Annotated in this window: 13 protein-coding genes; 5 read left to right on the forward strand and 8 right to left on the reverse strand. The window is 72.5% G+C overall.

Annotation, left to right across the window (positions count from 1 at the left end; all coding sequences use genetic code 11):
• Positions 1 to 655, forward strand: a 655-nt coding sequence (locus tag O3Q52_RS30510; RefSeq protein ID WP_269651921.1) for an SbcC/MukB-like Walker B domain-containing protein, incomplete at its 5' end; no start/stop codon positions are given.
• Between the two features lie 84 nt (positions 656 to 739).
• Here O3Q52_RS30510 and O3Q52_RS30515 read toward each other — a convergent pair.
• Positions 740 to 1,186: an Lrp/AsnC family transcriptional regulator gene (locus tag O3Q52_RS30515; RefSeq protein ID WP_269651922.1), complete on the reverse strand. Its 447-nt coding sequence runs from the start codon at positions 1,184 to 1,186 to the stop codon at positions 740 to 742.
• A gap of 181 nt (positions 1,187 to 1,367) precedes the next feature.
• On the opposite strand from O3Q52_RS30515, the gene O3Q52_RS30520 reads away from it, so the two are divergent.
• The 3 genes from O3Q52_RS30520 (at position 1,368) to O3Q52_RS30530 (ending at position 3,730) form a co-directional block, all read left to right on the forward strand.
• Positions 1,368 to 1,913: a rhodanese-like domain-containing protein gene (locus O3Q52_RS30520; protein WP_269651923.1), complete on the forward strand. Its 546-nt coding sequence runs from the start codon at positions 1,368 to 1,370 to the stop codon at positions 1,911 to 1,913.
• Between the two features lie 110 nt (positions 1,914 to 2,023).
• Positions 2,024 to 2,539 (forward strand): immunity 21 family protein, encoded by a 516-nt coding sequence (locus tag O3Q52_RS30525; RefSeq protein WP_269651924.1) that lies wholly within the window; start codon positions 2,024 to 2,026, stop codon positions 2,537 to 2,539.
• Between the two features lie 342 nt (positions 2,540 to 2,881).
• Entirely contained in the window at positions 2,882 to 3,730 is an 849-nt protein-coding gene (locus tag O3Q52_RS30530) for an SDR family oxidoreductase (protein ID WP_269651925.1), read from the forward strand.
• A gap of 64 nt (positions 3,731 to 3,794) precedes the next feature.
• On the opposite strand, the gene O3Q52_RS30535 is transcribed toward O3Q52_RS30530, so the two are convergent.
• Complete coding sequence (locus O3Q52_RS30535; RefSeq protein WP_269651926.1) at positions 3,795 to 5,486, reverse strand: DUF885 domain-containing protein; 1,692 nt, start codon at positions 5,484 to 5,486, stop codon at positions 3,795 to 3,797.
• 84 nt (positions 5,487 to 5,570) lie between these two features.
• Positions 5,571 to 6,077: an Lrp/AsnC family transcriptional regulator gene (locus O3Q52_RS30540; protein WP_269651927.1), complete on the reverse strand. Its 507-nt coding sequence runs from the start codon at positions 6,075 to 6,077 to the stop codon at positions 5,571 to 5,573.
• A gap of 180 nt (positions 6,078 to 6,257) precedes the next feature.
• Between O3Q52_RS30540 and O3Q52_RS30545 the strand changes: the two genes are divergently transcribed.
• Complete coding sequence (locus O3Q52_RS30545) at positions 6,258 to 7,433, forward strand: PLP-dependent aspartate aminotransferase family protein (RefSeq protein ID WP_269651934.1); 1,176 nt, start codon at positions 6,258 to 6,260, stop codon at positions 7,431 to 7,433.
• Between the two features lie 125 nt (positions 7,434 to 7,558).
• Here the strand turns inward: O3Q52_RS30545 and O3Q52_RS30550 are convergent, their stop codons facing one another.
• The 5 genes from O3Q52_RS30550 to O3Q52_RS30570 all read right to left on the reverse strand — a co-directional run.
• Positions 7,559 to 8,995, reverse strand: a complete 1,437-nt coding sequence (locus O3Q52_RS30550; protein WP_269651928.1) for a GNAT family N-acetyltransferase — start codon at positions 8,993 to 8,995, stop codon at positions 7,559 to 7,561.
• Between the two features lie 176 nt (positions 8,996 to 9,171).
• The gene (locus tag O3Q52_RS30555; RefSeq protein ID WP_269651929.1) at positions 9,172 to 11,832 is read right to left on the reverse strand and encodes a DUF6493 family protein; all 2,661 of its coding nucleotides are present in this window, start codon (positions 11,830 to 11,832) and stop codon (positions 9,172 to 9,174) included.
• A complete protein-coding gene (locus O3Q52_RS30560; RefSeq protein ID WP_269651930.1) occupies positions 11,829 to 13,232 on the reverse strand; it encodes an SWIM zinc finger family protein in 1,404 nt (467 codons plus the stop codon). Before O3Q52_RS30560 ends, O3Q52_RS30555 begins: the two co-directional genes overlap by 4 nt.
• 247 nt (positions 13,233 to 13,479) lie before the next feature.
• Positions 13,480 to 15,060 (reverse strand): alkaline phosphatase, encoded by a 1,581-nt coding sequence (locus tag O3Q52_RS30565; protein WP_269651932.1) that lies wholly within the window; start codon positions 15,058 to 15,060, stop codon positions 13,480 to 13,482.
• Positions 15,061 to 15,249: 189 nt separating this feature from the next.
• A partial coding sequence (locus O3Q52_RS30570) for a PLP-dependent aminotransferase family protein (RefSeq protein WP_269651933.1) occupies positions 15,250 to 16,543 on the reverse strand: 1,294 nt, incomplete at its 5' end.

Raw genomic sequence — 16,543 nt, forward strand, 5'->3', positions numbered from 1 at the left:
GGCGGCCTCCGCCCGTGACGCGGCCGACCGTCGCTGCGCGGAGCTGGACCGGCTGACCCGCCGGGCGGGCGGTGCCGTACGCCGACTGGGGCCGCTGCGCGAGGAGTACGACCGTGTGGCCCGCCTCGCCACGCTCGCGGCCGGCACGTCCGCGGACAACGAACGCAAGATGCGCCTGGAGTCCTACGTCCTCGCCGCCCGGCTGGAGCAGGTCGCCGCCGCCGCGACGATGCGCCTCCAGCGCATGTCCTCGGGGCGCTACACCCTCGTCCACTCCGACGACCGGGCCGGGCGGGGCCGCAGCGGCCTCGGCCTGCACGTCGTCGACGCCTGGACCGGCCGCGAGCGGGACACGGCGACCCTCTCCGGCGGCGAGACGTTCTTCGCGTCCCTCGCCCTCGCGCTGGGCCTCGCCGACGTGGTCACCGACGAGGCCGGGGGCGTACGCCTCGACACGCTCTTCATCGACGAGGGCTTCGGCAGCCTCGACGACCAGACGCTCGACGAGGTCCTCGACGTCCTCGACTCACTGCGGGAGCGGGACCGGAGCGTCGGGATCGTCAGCCATGTCGCCGATCTGAGGCACCGGATCCATGCGCAGCTGGAGGTGGTGAAGGGGCGGTCGGGGTCGGTTGTTCGGCAGGGGGGTGGCTGACCGACCGTGCGCGTGGCTGGGGCCGGGGAATGGGCTGGGGCGTCGGGTGCCGGTGGCCGCGGGCTTGCGTGGTCGCCGTCGCTCTCAGCGGCCGACGGGGCGTCGCGGCAGGGGTGACGAGTACACGACGCTCGTCGTCACCGAGCCGAGTGTGCCGATCCTGCCCGAGACCTCCTCCAGGTGGCTCATCGAGCGCGTCGCGACCTTGATGACGAAGCAGTCGTCGCCCGTGACGTGGTGCGCCTCCAGGATCTCGGGGGTCGCGGCGACGAGGTCGTGGAAGGGCTTGTAGTTGCCGTTCGGATAACGCAGCCGCACGAAGGCCAGGATCGGCAGACCCAGGCTCTCCGGGTCCACGACCGCCGCATAGCCCTGGATGACGCCGGCCTCCTCCAGGCGGCGCACCCGTTCGGTGACCGCGCTCGCGGACATCGAGACGGCACGGGCCAGCTCGGCGAAACTGGCCCGGCCCTCGCGCTGGAGGACTTCGAGAATGCGCCAGTCGGTGGCGTCCGGGGAATGCGCGGTCATGGTCGAGGGATAGCAGGGGAATCCCCGGCGGATCAAGTGCAGAGCCGTGGATCACTCCTTCAGGAAGCGGATCGCCGACCGTAGATTTCTGGTCATGGAGTTCCGCGCGGCCGGTGCAGACGAGGCACCGGACCGACCGTCGTGCGACGGCGTCGGCGGGACAGGGAGGGAAGGCCGGACCATGACCGCGACCAGCACCACGACGGGCGGCGCCAGCGCCACCGGGAACACCGGCACCGTCGCCATCACCGGGAACGCCGTCGCCGTGAACCCCGTTCTGCGAGTCGCGCCGGCGTCGCCCGCCGCGGCCGCCGCCTACTTCGGTGCGAGTCTCGCCTTCCACGCCGACGTGTCCGACGTCGCCGCCGCGCTGGCGGCCGACGGCGGCCCCGGCTTCGTCGTCCTCGACTCCCGTTCCACGGAGTCCTGGGACCAGGGGCATGTGCCCGGCGCGATCCACCTGCCCACCGCGCTCATCCCCGAGCAGGCGGAGCAGCTCCTCGACAAGGCCGTGCCGGTGGTCACGTACTGCTGGGGTCCGGGCTGCAACGGCGCGACCCGGGCCGCCCTCGCTCTCGCCGAACTCGGTTTCCAGGTCAAGGAGATGCTCGGCGGGTTCGAGTACTGGGCGCGCGAGGGCTTCGAGTTCGAGACCTGGGAGGGCCACGAGCGGCGCGCCGCAGACCCGTTGACCGCCCCGGCCGGCGTGGAGGACTGCGGCTGCTGACCGTCGTACCGCCGCCGTCGGGACGTCGTACGGACTCAGTCGTGTATCACCTCGCCCGGAGTGCAAAGGAATCGTCAATTCTGGCCCGCCGCGCCATGTAACTTCTGGGCATGGCGAGTTACGCGGGTCCCAGTTCGGTCGAGTGGGTGGAGTCGGGCGGTGGACCGCTCATAGCGATACCGGAAGTGGTGCTGCCGTTCTGGACGGGGGCCGACGGCGACGAGCTCGCCTCCGACTACGACAGAGCGTGCGAGGTGGAGGGCTTCGTCGGCCTGCTGCCCGTCGGCAACACCACCGCCCTCGTCCTCGGTGAGGATCCCGCCGCGACGGCGTATCTCCCGGAGCACGGCACCTTCGTACGGTGGTGTGCGGGGGAGTCCGAGCGCGAGCTGCTGGCCGGGGTTCCGGCCGCCCTCGCGGGCGCGGCGTGGGAGCGGGAAGTGCGGTGGGAGATCCCCGGGCCAGTCGTGCTCTTCGACGCGGCGTGGCCGGGGGAGGAGTCGACGAAGACGGGGCATCTGCGGATCGAGCTTGCGCCGGGGCGGTACGCGGTGCGGGCGGCGCACGCCGAGCCGGGGCCCGAGACGTGGATCGGGCTCGTGCAACTGAGGCTGCTCGGGCAGTGATCCACGGCTTCGGGCAGTGACGGATGGCCTCGGCCGGTAGTGCACGGTCTCGGGCCATGGCGCATGGCTTCGGCCGGTGACGGATGGCCTCGCCCAGTGATCGAGGGCGGGGCCGCGACTTGCCCCCGGGTGAGGGTGGGCGAGCGGCGGGCATGATGTCCTGGCTCCGGCGCCTGACGGCCCGCTCGCAACCGCTTAAGCGAGCGGAGTGGCCCCGCTCACCCGAGCCGAATCGTGCCGCCTGCACGAGCTGAACCGCCTCGCCCGCGCGAGCCGAATCGTGCCGCCCGCCGCGGAAAATGACATGCGGCGCGGCATCGGCGCCGCCCATCATGGACCGCCATGCCACCCCAACTCCCTTCCCCCACACCCGAAGCGCTCCGCCGCGATCCCCTCCCGCTGCGTGGCCGTACCGCCCTGGTCACCGGCGCCAGCCGACGCGGAGGGATCGGTTATGCCGTGGCCCGACGGCTGGCCGCGTTCGGGGCGAGTGTGTACGCGCATCACCACGTACCGCACGACGCCGGCATGCCCTGGGGCGCGGATCGTCCCGAGGACGTGGTCGCCGGAATCCGCGAGGCGCTCGCCGATCCCGAGGCGCGGGTCGTCGACGGGCCGGGCGACCTCTCCGACCCGTCGGCTCCGGCAGAACTGATCGACACGGCCGCCGACGCGCTCGGCGGACGGATCGACATCCTCGTCGCCAACCACGCGCTCAGCGGCTCGGACGGCCCGCTCGACACGATCGACGCCGCGATGCTCGACGCGCACTGGGCCGTCGACACCCGTTCCGTGATCCTCCTCGTCCAGGCCTACGCCCGGCTGCGCGCCGCGCTGCCACCGCGTACGGCGGGTGGGCGCGTGGTGATGATGACGTCGGGTCAGGACATCGCGGGCGGCATGCCGCACGAGATCGCGTACGCCCTTCAGAAGGGCGCCCTCGCCTCGGTCACCCGCTCCCTGGCGACCACGCTCGCCGAGCACGCGGTGACCGTGAACACCGTGAACCCCGGTCCCGTCGACACGGACTACATGACGGGAGACGCGTACGCGGCCGTGGCCGCGATGTTCCCCGCCGGGCGCTGGGGAATGCCGGACGACCCCGCGCGGCTCATCGCCTGGCTCTCGACGGACGAGGCCGAGTGGGTCACCGGGCAGGTGATCGACTCGGAGAGCGGGTTCCGACGCTGAGGGGTTCGTCGACCGGGCTCAGCGCACTCAACTGCGTTGCGCGTGAGCCCGGTCGTCGTCCCCGTCAGAGCCGGGACAGCTCGTCCACCAGGTCGTCCAGGCCCAGCGACCCCTGGGACAGGGCCGCCATGTGCCAGGCCTTCGCGTCGAACGCGTCGCCGTGGCGCTTCCTCGCGTTCTCACGGCCCAGCAGCCAGGCGCGCTCGCCGAGCTTGTAGCCGATGGCCTGGCCGGGGATGGAGAGGTAGCGGGTCAGCTCGCTCTCCACGAAGTCCACCGGGCGGCTGCTGTGCGCGCCGAAGAACTCCTGCGCCAGCTCGGGAGTCCAGCGCTCGCCCGGGTGGAAGGGCGATTCCGCCGGGATCTCCAGCTCCAGGTGCATGCCGATGTCGACGATGACGCGGGCCGCGCGCATCATCTGGGCGTCCAGGTAGCCGAGGCGTTCCTCCGCGTCCTTGAGATAGCCGAGTTCGTCCATCAGGCGCTCCGCGTAGAGCGCCCAGCCCTCGCAGTTGGCGCTGACGCCGCCGATGGTCGCCTGGTAGCGGGAGAGGTTCTCGGCGACGTGCGCCCACTGCGCGAGCTGGAGGTGATGGCCGGGGACGCCTTCGTGGTACCAGGTCGAGACCAGGTCGTACACCGGGAAGCGGGTCTGCCCCATCGTCGGCAGCCACGTACGGCCGGGGCGTGAGAAGTCCTCCGACGGTGCCGTGTAGTAGGGGGCCGCGACGCTGCCCGGCGGGGCGATGCGGGACTCCACCTTCCGTACCCGCTCGGCGAGTTCGAAGTGTGTGCCGTCCAGTTCCTCGATCGCCTGGTCCATCAGGCCCTGCAGCCACTCGCGGACCTCGTCGACGCCCTCGATGTGCTTGCCGTGCTCGTCGAGGTGCGCGAGCGCCACCCACGGGGTCCCGGCGCCGGGCAGGACCTTCTCGGCCTCCTTCTTCATCTCGGCGAGGAGCCGGTGGTACTCGGCCCAGCCGTACGCGTATGCCTCGTCCAGATCGAGATCCGTGCCGTTGAAGTAGCGAGACCAGCGCGCGTACCGCTCGCGGCCCACGGTGTTCGGCGAGCCCTCGATCGCGGGCGCGTACACGTCGCGCATCCAGTCGCGCAGGGCGACGACTGCGGCGGTCGCCGCGCCCGCGGCCTCGTCGAGTTCCGAGCGCAGCGGCTCGGGTCCGGCCGAGGCGAAGTCCTCGAACCAGCCGCGGCCCGAACCGTCGGTGTCCGACCACTCCGTGAGCTGCTCGATGAACGTCGCGGTGGGGCGCGGGCCCGCGTACAGCTTGCGCTCCAGGCCGAGGGAGAGGGACTCGCGGTAGCCGTCGAGGGCCGTCGGCACGGCGCGCAGCCGCTGGGCGACGGCGGCCCAGTCCTCGTCCGTGTCCGTGGGCGTCACGGTGAACACCTCGCGCACCGCGTGCACGGCGGTGTGCAGGTTGCCGACGGCCCGCAGGCTCTCCTCGGCGTCGTGCACGGCGAGTTCGGCGGTGAGCCGCTCGCGGAGCAGGCGTGCGCAGCGGCGCTCGATGTCACTGTCCGCGCCGGGCTGCCGCTCCGCCTCGTCGAGCCGCGCCAGTGTGGCCCGCGCGAGTGCGGCGAGCGCGTCCTGGCCGGCGGGCGAGGTGTCGGGCAACGAGCCCGAACTCTCCTTCACGCCGAGATACGTACCGGTGACCGGGTCGAGGGCGATGAGCTCGTCGACGTAGGTGTCGGCGACCTCGCGGGGCAGCGGGTTCTTCGTCTGTGACATGCGGCCATCCTCATACGGGGACGGCCGGTGCGTCAGCCCGGTTTACCGGGCCTTGTGCCTCGTCGGCCCGATGTCGGCCCGACGTCAGCCAGATTTCGCCGTGGGCGTGGTCCCCGCGGGCTCGGGCGGCAGCAGGGGCCCGCAGTCCCACTGCTGGAAGATGAGTCGGGTCTCGACGCGGGCCACCTCGCGGTGTGCGGTGAAGCCGTCGAGGACCAGTCGCTGCAGATCCGCCATGTCCGCGACGGCGACATGGACGAGGTAGTCGTCGGGCCCGGTGAGGTGGAACACGGTTCGGGACTCGGGCAGCGCCCTGATCCGCTCCACGAACGGGCCGACCAGCTCCCGTCGGTGCGGCCTGACCTGTACGGACAGCAACGCCTCCAGACCGCGCCCCAGCTTGGCCGGATCGAGCCGCAGCTGATGCCCCAGGATGATGCCCGCCCGGCGCAGACGGGTCACCCGGTCCAGGCACGTGGAGGGCGCGACCCCCACCTGAGCGGCGAGGTCGCGGTAGGTGGCCCGGGCGTCGTTCTGCAGCAACCGCAGAAGATGAAGATCCACCGGGTCCAGTACGACGGAGTCGGCCATGGTCCGAACGTAACACGGACTTCTGCTCCCATTGCCCGTTGGGTGTTCAGGCTGCTGTTCATGGACTTCGGCAGCGTTGATGTACGCGACACGTGTGGCGACGTAGAGGGAACCGGGCTGGCGACGGCCAGGGAGGCGGTGTCCGTGGGGATGCCGGCCAGGGAGGCGGCGGCCGGGGCGATGGGGAGCGGCGCGCGGGGCTCGGCCGCCGAAGGCTCGCCGGGCCCGGCTACCCGTGGCCTGCGCGCGCTGGCCACCGAAGCCGTGCACGCCGGGCGGGACGATCTCGCCCGGCAGGGGCTGCACGCCGTGCCGATCGATCTGTCCACGACCTATCCGTCGTACGACAGCCGGGGCGAGGCGGCCCGGATCGACGCCTTCGCCACGGACGGGGCCGAACCGGAGGGCCCGCCGGTCTACGGCCGCCTCGGCAACCCGACCGTCGCCCGCTTCGAGACCGCCCTCGCCCGCCTGGAGGGCACCGAGAGCGCCGTCGCGTTCGCGAGCGGCATGGCCGCGCTGAGTGCCGTGCTGCTCGTACGGAACGCCATGGGCCTGCGCCATGTCGTGGCCGTACGCCCCCTGTACGGATGCAGTGACCACCTGCTGACGGCAGGGCTGCTCGGGTCCGAGGTGACGTGGGTCGACCCGGCGGGCATCGCGGATGCCCTGCGGCCGGACACCGGTCTCGTACTGGTCGAGTCGCCCGCCAATCCGACGCTCGCCGAACTCGATCTGCGGGGGATCGCCCACGCCTGCGGAAGCGTTCCGCTGCTCGCCGACAACACCTTCGCCACGCCTGTGCTGCAACGCCCTGCCGAACAGGGCGCGCGGCTCGTGCTGCACAGCGCCACCAAGTACCTGGGCGGGCACGGTGACGTGATGGCGGGGGTGGTGGCCTGCGACGAGGAGTTCGCCGGGCGGCTGCGGCAGGTCCGGTTCGCCACCGGGGGTGTGCTGCATCCGCTTGCCGGCTATCTGCTGCTGCGCGGGCTGTCGACCCTGCCCGTGCGCGTGCGTGCAGCCTCCGCGAACGCCGCCGAACTGGCCCGGCGCCTCGCCGCCGACCCGCGTGTCGCCCGGGTCCACTATCCGCGGCTCGGCGGCGCCATGATCGCCTTCGAGATCCACGGCGATCCGCACGAGGTGATAGCCGCCGTCCGCCTCATCACCCCGGCGGTGAGTCTCGGCAGCGTCGACACGCTGATCCAGCATCCGGCCTCGATCAGCCACCGCATCGTGGACGCGGAGGACCGCCGCCACAGCGGCGTGAGCGACCGGCTGCTGCGGCTGTCGGTGGGCCTGGAGGACGTGGATGACCTTTGGCGGGATCTGGACAGGGCGTTGGGTGGGTGACGGGTGACGGGTGACGGGTGACGGGTCCGGCCGGAACGGCGGCAGGCCCGGCGAGGTTCGCCGGGCCTGCCACCGTCGCGGGCCGAGCCGTCGCGGCACTGGCGAAGCGATCGCTCGGCTCTTCGTCAGTCCCGCACGGAGTGCTCCGGCCGGTGCTGCTGCACCTGGTCGTACGAGAGTCGCGAACTCACCGATGCCGCGTCGAGGCGGGCCGTGATGACGAGCGTGCCTTCCTCGATCTGGTAGTCGAGGGGGAGGTCGAGGCCGCGCATGGCGGCGACCATGCCGGTGTTGGACGACTGCGTGACGGCGTACACGCTCTCGCAGCCGGCCTCGACGGCCATCGTCACCAGTCGGCCGAGCAGTTCGCTGCCGATACCTCGCCGCTGCCAGTCGTCCTCGACGAGCAGTGCGATCTCCGTCTCGTCGCCGTCCCAGAGGAGATGCCCGAGCCCGACGACGCGCCCCGACGCGGTCTGCACGGCGAGGGTGCGCCCGAAACGGGGGCTGAGCAGGTGGTTGAGGTACTTGTCGGCGTCGCCGACCGGCCCGTGATAGCGCATGCTCAGCGTGCGCGACGAGCACCGCTCGTGCATGGCCTTCGCGGCGTCGACGTCACCGGCGTCGGCGCGGCGCACGGTGATGTCGTTGCCCTGCGGCAGCGTCAGGACGTCCTTGCCGTGGGGGACGCGCGGACCGAGCCGGGCGTCCAGCTCGACCAGCGCCCGGGCCCGCGCGAACTCGGTGGGCGTGAACGGCAGGTACGGCCGCTCCACAGTGATCACTCCGCCTTCCGGGGCACGCAGCCGCATCACAGTGTCCTCAAGTGCACCCTCGACGGGCGCCGCTTCGTCCGCGCGATCACCGCGCACCGACCCGGCGGGCAGCGAACGGATCGTGCACCGACCCAGCAACTGCCGCAGTGCCAATGGTAGTTCGGCCGCGTCCAGGGCCGTGCGCGTGGCCAGGCCCAGCACTCGGGTGGGCGCGTCCACGAGGTCGTGGGCGTCGGCCCGCTCGATCCAGGTGCCGGCGCCGCCCGCGTGCGACACCGCCCGGGTGACGTCGGAGGCCGAGACCTGCGCGGGGACACGCAGCAGGAACTCGTCCACGGTGCCCTCGGTCAGCGGATGCGTCTGGAGGCTGAGGATGTCGACCCGCTGCCCCGCCAGCGCCGCGCACAGGGACGCCAGCGATCCCGGCTCGTCGCGAACGGTGGTCCGCATCCGCCACAGCACGGTCTCCCCGGCGACGGCCCCGGTTGCGGTCGCGTCCGCTTCGGACGCCCCGGCGGTCCGCGCGGCGGCGGACGGCCGGGAGCCGGTATCGCCTGTCGGAGGAGCATGGCCGTGGCGGCGTGACCACCAAGTGTGGAAGCCCGCCGTGGCGACCAGCACGACCGCCGAGATCAGGAGGAGGGTGGGGCCGTCGGGGCCGTGCCCGATGAGGTTCGCCACGGCGTCGGCCACCGCCACCGCCGTGAACAGCGCGGCCAGTTCGACGAGATCCCGGCGCCAGTGGTGGACCGGCCGACCGTTTTTCGCACGCTTCACTTGAGACATGTCTTGAGTCATACAGCCACTGTGAAGGATGGGTGTTGCGTGATCACGAACGCTTTGTGACTGATCGGTTAAGTGTGTTTCTGCCCTCTTTGTTGCATTTTTTACGACCCTCTGACGTGAGCCGACAGCTCAGCCGAACGGCCAGGTCGGGCCGGGCGTCGGCACCCCGCCTACGCTCAGGCGGCCACCCCGTGATCCAGTGTGGCGCGCAGTCGGCGGGCCTGGGTGACGAGCCGCGAGGAACCACGCCGGTCCGCCGCCTGTCCGAGATGTGCCATGTAGCCGCGCGCACCCGTCCGTTCGGCGCACTCGGCGGCGACGGCCAGCAGCTCCCCGAAGCCTCGGGCGGACGCGGAGGCGCCGTCCGTCGCGAGATCCGCGAGCAGCACGGGCAGCGCGGCGCGGAGTATCTCCCAGACGGTGCCGTAGGCGCCGGTCGTCGCAGCGGTCCGCACTGACTCGGCGAGCCGCAGCGGCTTCACCGCCCCACGGCGCATCAGCTGCCCCAGATCCGCGCCGAGTCCCTCGGTGTCCAACTGCCCCCGCGCGGCCAGCACCAGCAGCGCGTCCACCGCGCTGAGCCGGTCCTCCGGGTGACGCGCGCCCAGCCCGTACGCCACACCGAGATGCACGGCCTCGCCCGCCTCGCCCGGCGCCTCGGCGAGCAGCGGCAGTACGGAGGCATCGCCGCGGGTGCCTTCGACCGCGACGGAGGAGAGTTCGCGCAGCAGTCGCGCGGCCACCAGCTCCGGCCGCCCGGGCACCACCGCCAGCCAGTGGTGTCGCTCGGCCCGGTCCCAGTAGTGGACGCAGTACGCGCGCGCCTCGAAGAGACCCACGGGCCGGCCGATCCGTCGGAACGCCGGGGGGAACTCTCCCGGCAACCCGTCGAGTTCGCCGAGTTCGAGCAGGATGCGGACCCCCGAGGTCCGTCGGCTGCTCCGGAGCATGGACGGGCCGCCGGTGGTGAGCCACAGCGCCAGCCGGTTGCCCTCCGCCGTGCCGAGCGCCGCTGCCTGTTCGGCGGCCACAGTGGCCGACGTGCTGTCGTCGAGTCGTACCCGGAGCAGCGCCTGGGTGAAGTCGGCAGCCCCGGGCCGGGCGTCCAGCCGGCGGTACTCGGCGAGGCGGGCCACCAACTCGTCCGGTCCCAGGAGCCCCGACTCCCACGTGGGCGTGGCCAGCGGGAACGGCAGCGGGTCGGTGCGCAGCCGGTGGGCCGCTTCCCACAGACGGGCGTTGAAGGCGGCGGCGAGCGCGCTGTGGACGCAGGGGTCAGCCATCGGCCCGTGTTCGACGGCCTTGCGCAGCGTGGCCGTACTCACCTGGCCGAGCAGGGTCGCGAGCACTACCTCCAGACCGTGCAGGTCGGCGCGGAAGTGCCCGTCCACCGAGGTGTACCGCGAGTCGGCGTCGACCCACCAGCGTCTCGCGACCACCGGCTTCAGGGCTTCGGCCAGTGCCTCCCGGTCCCGGTAGGCATGCCGCACCAGACCGTCCAGGGTGCGCTCGAACGCCGCCACGTCACCACCGGACGCCAGCAGGGCGCCGACCTCCTCCGCCAGCTCGACCGCGGAGTCCGGTGCGGGCGGGACCCGAGCCGGCTCGGGCGCGGGCGGGAGCAGCTCCGCATAGGGCTCGGGCACCCCGTCGGCCCCGTCCAGGCCCCGCGTTTCCGCGGCGCGCACCCGCAGTCCCGGGCTCAACTCCGCGGCCGCGTCGGCCACTTCGCCCCGCACCTCCGGTGAAGCCGCAGTGAGATGGCGCTCGACGAGCTTCAGTGCGCGCTCCTGCACGTCCGTGTCCTCGTGCCCGAAGGCCTGGGCCACCGCGGGGAGCAGCTCGGCCGCGCTCGACCGGTCGCGCCGGAGCGCCTTCCCGAGCAGTACGAGCTGAGCCCGGACCAGCTTCTTCTCCGTGCGGAAGAGCACACCGCCGGACATCTCCGCGAGCTGCCGGGGCGTCAACTCGCCGTCCAGCGCGAGGGAGCCGAGCACCGACTGCGCGTGCGAGGCGACCGTCGACGCCGCGTCGGAGGCGAGCGCCAGCCAGTCGGCGGCCCGCTCCCGCTCCTCGTCCCGGGTCAGCTCCAGTGCCGTCAGCAGCCGCAGGAACACCCGGCAGTCGGACGGCACACCGCCACGCAGCAGACGGGCCACGCAGGCGTCGACCGTGGCCTTCCGGTCGAGGGCGCCTTCGCGGGTGAGCTGCGCGAGCGCGGTGAACCAGCTGTCCGGGCCGTCACCGAACAGCCAGTCCAGACGGCTCCCGATGTCCGGGATCTCGAAGACGGCGGCGACGAGTTCCGCCGTGTACGGGTCCTGGCGAAGCCGCTGAAGAATGGTGTCACCGCGCTGCCACAGGCTGCCGACCTGTTCGATCCAGCCCACCACGTAGGTCTCGGTCGTCGGCACCGGGCAGCCCGACAGCCGTACCAGGCCCGACATCAGCTCGTACGGCACCTGGGCGAGCGGCGGGCGCTCCGCGAGCCGGTGCGCCACGTCGCCCAGCCAGTCGCGCTCCCGGTCGCCCAGCACATGGAGCAGCACTCCGGGCGAGGCCTGGGACCAGCGCAGATCGGCGGCGGTGAGCCAGGTCGCCGTCCCGGCCGCTCCGGTGTGGCAGGCGGCCCCGGCCGCGTGCAGCGCGGGATACGCCTTCCGTGACGCGGCGTCCCAGGGCGCGGCCCGCAACTCCTTGCGGAGGTCCTTCAACTCGGGCAGACAGGCCCGCCGTTCGGCATCCGTCATTCCGTCCAGCAGCCCCGCGGCCTCGCCCATCCGCCCGGCCCGCACAGCCCTCAGCAACGCCTCACTCGCCGACACCGCACCGCTCATCGCACACCCCCGTCGATCAGAACCTCTGTCTGTCCGGCCACCGCTCCCCGGCGCGCCATCCGCACGGCCAGTGCGTGCTTGCACGGTCCGCGCCCTCCCCGGTACTTGGCCCACCACAGGCAACTGCAGCTCAGTACCCCCGCGTCGTCGCGCACCCGGTGCGCGTGCCCGTCCTGCGCGGTCACCGTGCCGAGCGCGCCGTCCAGGACCACCGCGCCCTCCGCCACGAGTGCCCGGGCCGCGCGCAGGCGTGGGTTGTGCCGCTCCACGCGCTCGGCGTCGTAGGGCAGTTCGCGGTGGAAGTAGGCCGCTTCCGCAGTGTCGTACCCGACGCGTCCCGAGGTGCCCAGGCGGACCAGGGCGGCCCGTACGCGCCCGGCCGGCAGGCCCGAGGCGGCGGACAGGTCCCCGACGTCGATCCGGGGCTCCCAGGCGAGGAGCACCGAGATCAGCTCCGCGTCCTCGGCGGCCTCGTCGGTGGCCAGCGCGTCCAGGACACCGCCCTCGCCGGAGAATCCCCGCGAAGCCTCCGGGGACAGCGTCAGAGTGAGCCGCATCCCGGGCAGCACGACCTCCCAGGCACTGGCCGCCGCGGCGGGCCCGGTGAGCGGAGGACCGTACACCCGCAGTGCCGTCGCGTGGCGGAGCACCCTCTGGAGGGCGATCAGCCGCTCCGGGCCCGGCAGGCACACGGCTCCGGGCACCGGTCTGGTCGTGGGCCGCAGACCCCGCCCGGCCGGCACGACCCATCCAGCGCTCCGGGAGGCGCCACGCGCCGTGGAACGGGGCAGGGACCGCAGGAACCGCACAGCCTCCGCCGCGGGCAGTTCGGCCCGCAGGTCGAAGCCGGCCGCTGTCACCTGGGCCTCGGCGAACCCCCGCAGCCACCGGTCCGGCAGCGGCACCTTCTTCTCCACGACCGGCCCGTCAAGGGTGGTCACGGCCATCTCGTCCGGGCCGACGCGCAGGTGCAGCGGATCGTCGGAGCCGATCCTCGACAGGGCTTCCCGCAAAGGGTTGTTGACGTCGACGTTCGTCGTGCCGTGGCCCACCTCGCCGCCGTCCAGGCCCGTGTCCAGGACGTCCAGCCGGGCGTACACCCCACCGCACCCGGAGAAGGACTCGAAGCGGAGCCGGTCGCCGTTGCCCGTGACCACCGGGTCCAGCGAGGCCCGCAGCTGCTGCTGGTAGTACCGCGCGCCCGCCACGTCGGCCACCGCGAGCAGACCCGCCGAGGCCACCTGAGGCGACGTCAGGAAGCCCGCGAAGAAGCGCGGATGGTCCTCCACGCCACGGGGCGTCGCACCCCGCGAGGTCTCAAGTCCCAGGCGCCGTCCGTCCGGTGCGGACTCCAGCGCGGAGGGTCGGGTGTAGGCCACGGCCTGCAAAGATCGCGTCATGGAAAAACCGTAGAGGCGACCACTGACAATCGGCTCTGAACTGCGAGAACCCAAGAAATGGGCCAACGGCCGTGCCGCGCACCGGGGGATGACTCCGGTACGCGGCACGAGGTTCGAGGGTACGGGACCTGCGGCCCCGCGCAGACGCGAATCTGCCGACGCGCGCAGACATGAACTCGCCGACCGGCTCGTACGAGGACCCGCCGGCTCGCTCGAACGTGGACCCGTCGGCCCTCGCGCACGCGAACTACTGGCCCACACGCCCCGGCTGAAGCACCTTCGTGAACAGCACCGCCCCGCCGGTGGCCCGCAGACGGACCGTCAGTTCGCCGCTGTCACCGTCGACGTCGACCTCGCCGAAGTACTGCGGGGACTCCATCGGCGAGACGTTCGCCCTGTCGGGTGCCTTGACGAAGACCCGGTCCGGACCGAACGTGCCGTCCAGCGCGTTCGCCTGGAAACCGCCCGCGGCGAGCGGACCGGAGACGAACTCCCAGAACGGCGCGAAGTCCTTGAAGGCCGCGCGCGACGGGTCGTAGTGCTGCGCCGAGGTGTAGTGCACGTCCGCCGTCAGCCACACCGTGCCGGTGATCCTGCGGTGCTTGACGAACCGCAGCAGCTCCGCGATCTGGAGCTCGCGGCCGAGCGGCGCGCCCGGGTCGCCTTGCGCGACGGCCTCGATGTCCGTCGCGCCGTCCGGCACGACCAGACCGAGCGGCATGTCCGAGGCGATCACCTTCCACACGGCGCGCGAGCGTGCCAGCTCCCGCTTCAGCCAGACCAGCTGCTCCGCGCCCAGGATGCCGTTGGTGTCGTCGGGCTGGCGGTCCGGGGAGTTGGCGTTGCGGTACGTGCGCATGTCGAGCACGAACACGTCCAGCAGCGGACCGTGGCGCACGACGCGGTGCACCCGGCCGTCCTCGCCCGTGGACGGGAGCGTGGAGATCGGGAAGTACTCGCTGAACGCCTTGCGGGCACGGGAGGCCAGCGTGTCGACGTCCTTCACCGTGTAACGGGCGTCGGTGAGGATCTCACCCGGGTACCAGTTGTTGACGACCTCGTGGTCGTCCCACTGGGTGATCGTCGGTACCTGCGCGTTGAACCGGCGTACGTTCTCGTCGAGCAGCGAGTAGCGGAAGTTGCCCCGGTACTCGGCGAGGGTCTCCGCGACCTTGGACTTCTCCTCGGTGGTGACGTTCCGCCAGACACGGCCGTCCGGGAGCGTCACCGACGCCGACAGGGGGCCGTCCGCGTAGATCGTGTCGCCGCTGCACAGGAAGAAGTCCGGGTTCAGACGGCGCATCTCCTCGTACGCGTAGAGGCCGCCGATGTCCGGGTTGATGCCCCAGCCCTGACCCACGATGTCGCCCGACCAGAGGAACCGGACGCCCTGGCGCCGCTTGGCGGGGGCGGTCCGGAAGGTGCCCGGTACGGGCTCACCGGTGCGGCGGTAGTCGTCCGGGTCGGCCAGCGTCACCCGGTAGTGGATCTGCTCGCCCGACGGCAGACCGCGCAGCGGGACCGTACCGGTGAAGTCGGTGTCGGCGCCCAGGAGCGGGCCGTGCCACCGTTTCGCCCTGCGGAACGACTCGGTCGCGGAGGTCTCAACGATCATGCGCGCGGGACGGTCGGAACGCACCCAGACGAGGCCGGAGTTCGTGGTGACGTCTCCGGCCTGCACACCCCACTGCGCCTTCGGCCGACCGGACAGGGCGAACGCGGGGACCGTGCCGACGGAAGAGGGCAGGGCGAGCGCCGCCGACGCGGCGAGCGAGCCGCGCAGGACGCTGCGGCGGCCGGGGAACGGGTTCGGCGGGCGGTGTGACATGGGATGCCTCCTGGGACGGGTTCGACCAGTGTGCAGGGCCAGACTTACTGGTGTGCCGCAGCGCGCACACAAACCACAAGTGAACAAACACGATCCGCTCCGCTGGGTTGGGCCGGGCTGGGCCGGGGTTGTGCGGGTCGGAGGACGACGTGCGGGTTGTGGGGGCTGGTCGCGCAGTTCCCCGCGCCCTCACGGGGCCGGTTTCACCGCCGTCGCCATCAGGCGCACGCCCTCTCGGATGCGTGTCGGGGAGACGTGGGCGTATCCGAGTACCAGGCGCACCACGTCGTCCGCCGTCGGAGCGCGTGTGTAGGCCGTGAGCGGGCGGAGGGCGATGCCAGCCATGGCCGTTCGGTCCAGGAAGCGGTTCTGGGGCCCGTAGTGGTCGGGCAGGGTGGCGATGACGTGGAGGCCGGCGGCGATGCCGGAGACCTCCGCGCCGGGGAAGTGGTCCTCCAGGGCTGCGACGAGCGTGTCGCGGCGCTCCTTGTACGCGCGCTGGCAGCGCCGGAGTTGACGGTCGTAGTCGCCCCGCTCCACGAAGCGGGCGAGCAGCGCCTGGTCGACGACGGGGTTGCCGAGGTCCATCGTGCGCTTGCGCTCGACGGCCTCCTCGGCCAGCGCCTCCGGCACCAGCAGCCAGCCGAGCCGCAGCCCCGGTGCCAGGGACTTGCTCACCGACCCCGTGTACGCGACGTGCTCCGGGTCGAGTCCCTGAAGGGCGCCCACCGGTGCCCGGTCGTACCGGAAGTCCCCGTCGTAGTCGTCCTCGACGACGAGCCCGTCCACGGCGCGTGCCCAGTCGAGGAGTTCGGTGCGGCGCCGCGCGGAGTACGCGATCCCCGACGGGAACTGGTGCGCCGGCGTCGTCACCACCGCCCGTACGCCCGACGCCCGGAGCGGCCCGGTGGCCAGCCCTTCGTCGTCCAGGGGCAGCGGCACGGTGCCGATGCCCGCCGACGCGTACAGGGTGCCGTGTTCCGGGCTCGCGGGATCCTCCACACCGACGGTGCGCACCCCGCGCGCGTGGAGCACGAATCCGAGCAGTGTCATCGCCTGTGCCACACCGGAGACGACCATCACCCGCTCCGGATCCGCGACCACGCCCCGGCGACGGGCCAGCAGTTCCGCGAGAGCAGTACGCAGTCGGGGCAGCCCGCGCGGGTCCGGGTATCCCAGTGTGTGGTGCGGCAGTTCGGCGAGCACCCCGCGCTGCGCGGCCGACCAGGCGGCGCGCGGGAAGAGCGACAGGTCGGGCGTGCCGGGCAGGAAGTCGGCCCGGGCGCCGGGGGGGCGGGGAGCGAGGTCCCGCGCGCGGGGGAGGGCGGCCCGGACGGCCCCGCCGACCCATGTCCCGGCACCCCGGTCGCTGCGCAGATAGCCCTCCGCGGTCAACTGCTCGTACGCCTCGGTGACCAGGCCCCGCGACACCCCGAGATCGGCCGCGAGTTCACGGCTGGACGGCAGCCGGGTGCCGGACGCC

The sequence above is a fragment of the Streptomyces sp. ActVer genome, assembly GCF_027270795.1.
In the GTDB taxonomy this organism is placed as follows: domain Bacteria; phylum Actinomycetota; class Actinomycetes; order Streptomycetales; family Streptomycetaceae; genus Streptomyces; species Streptomyces umbrinus_A.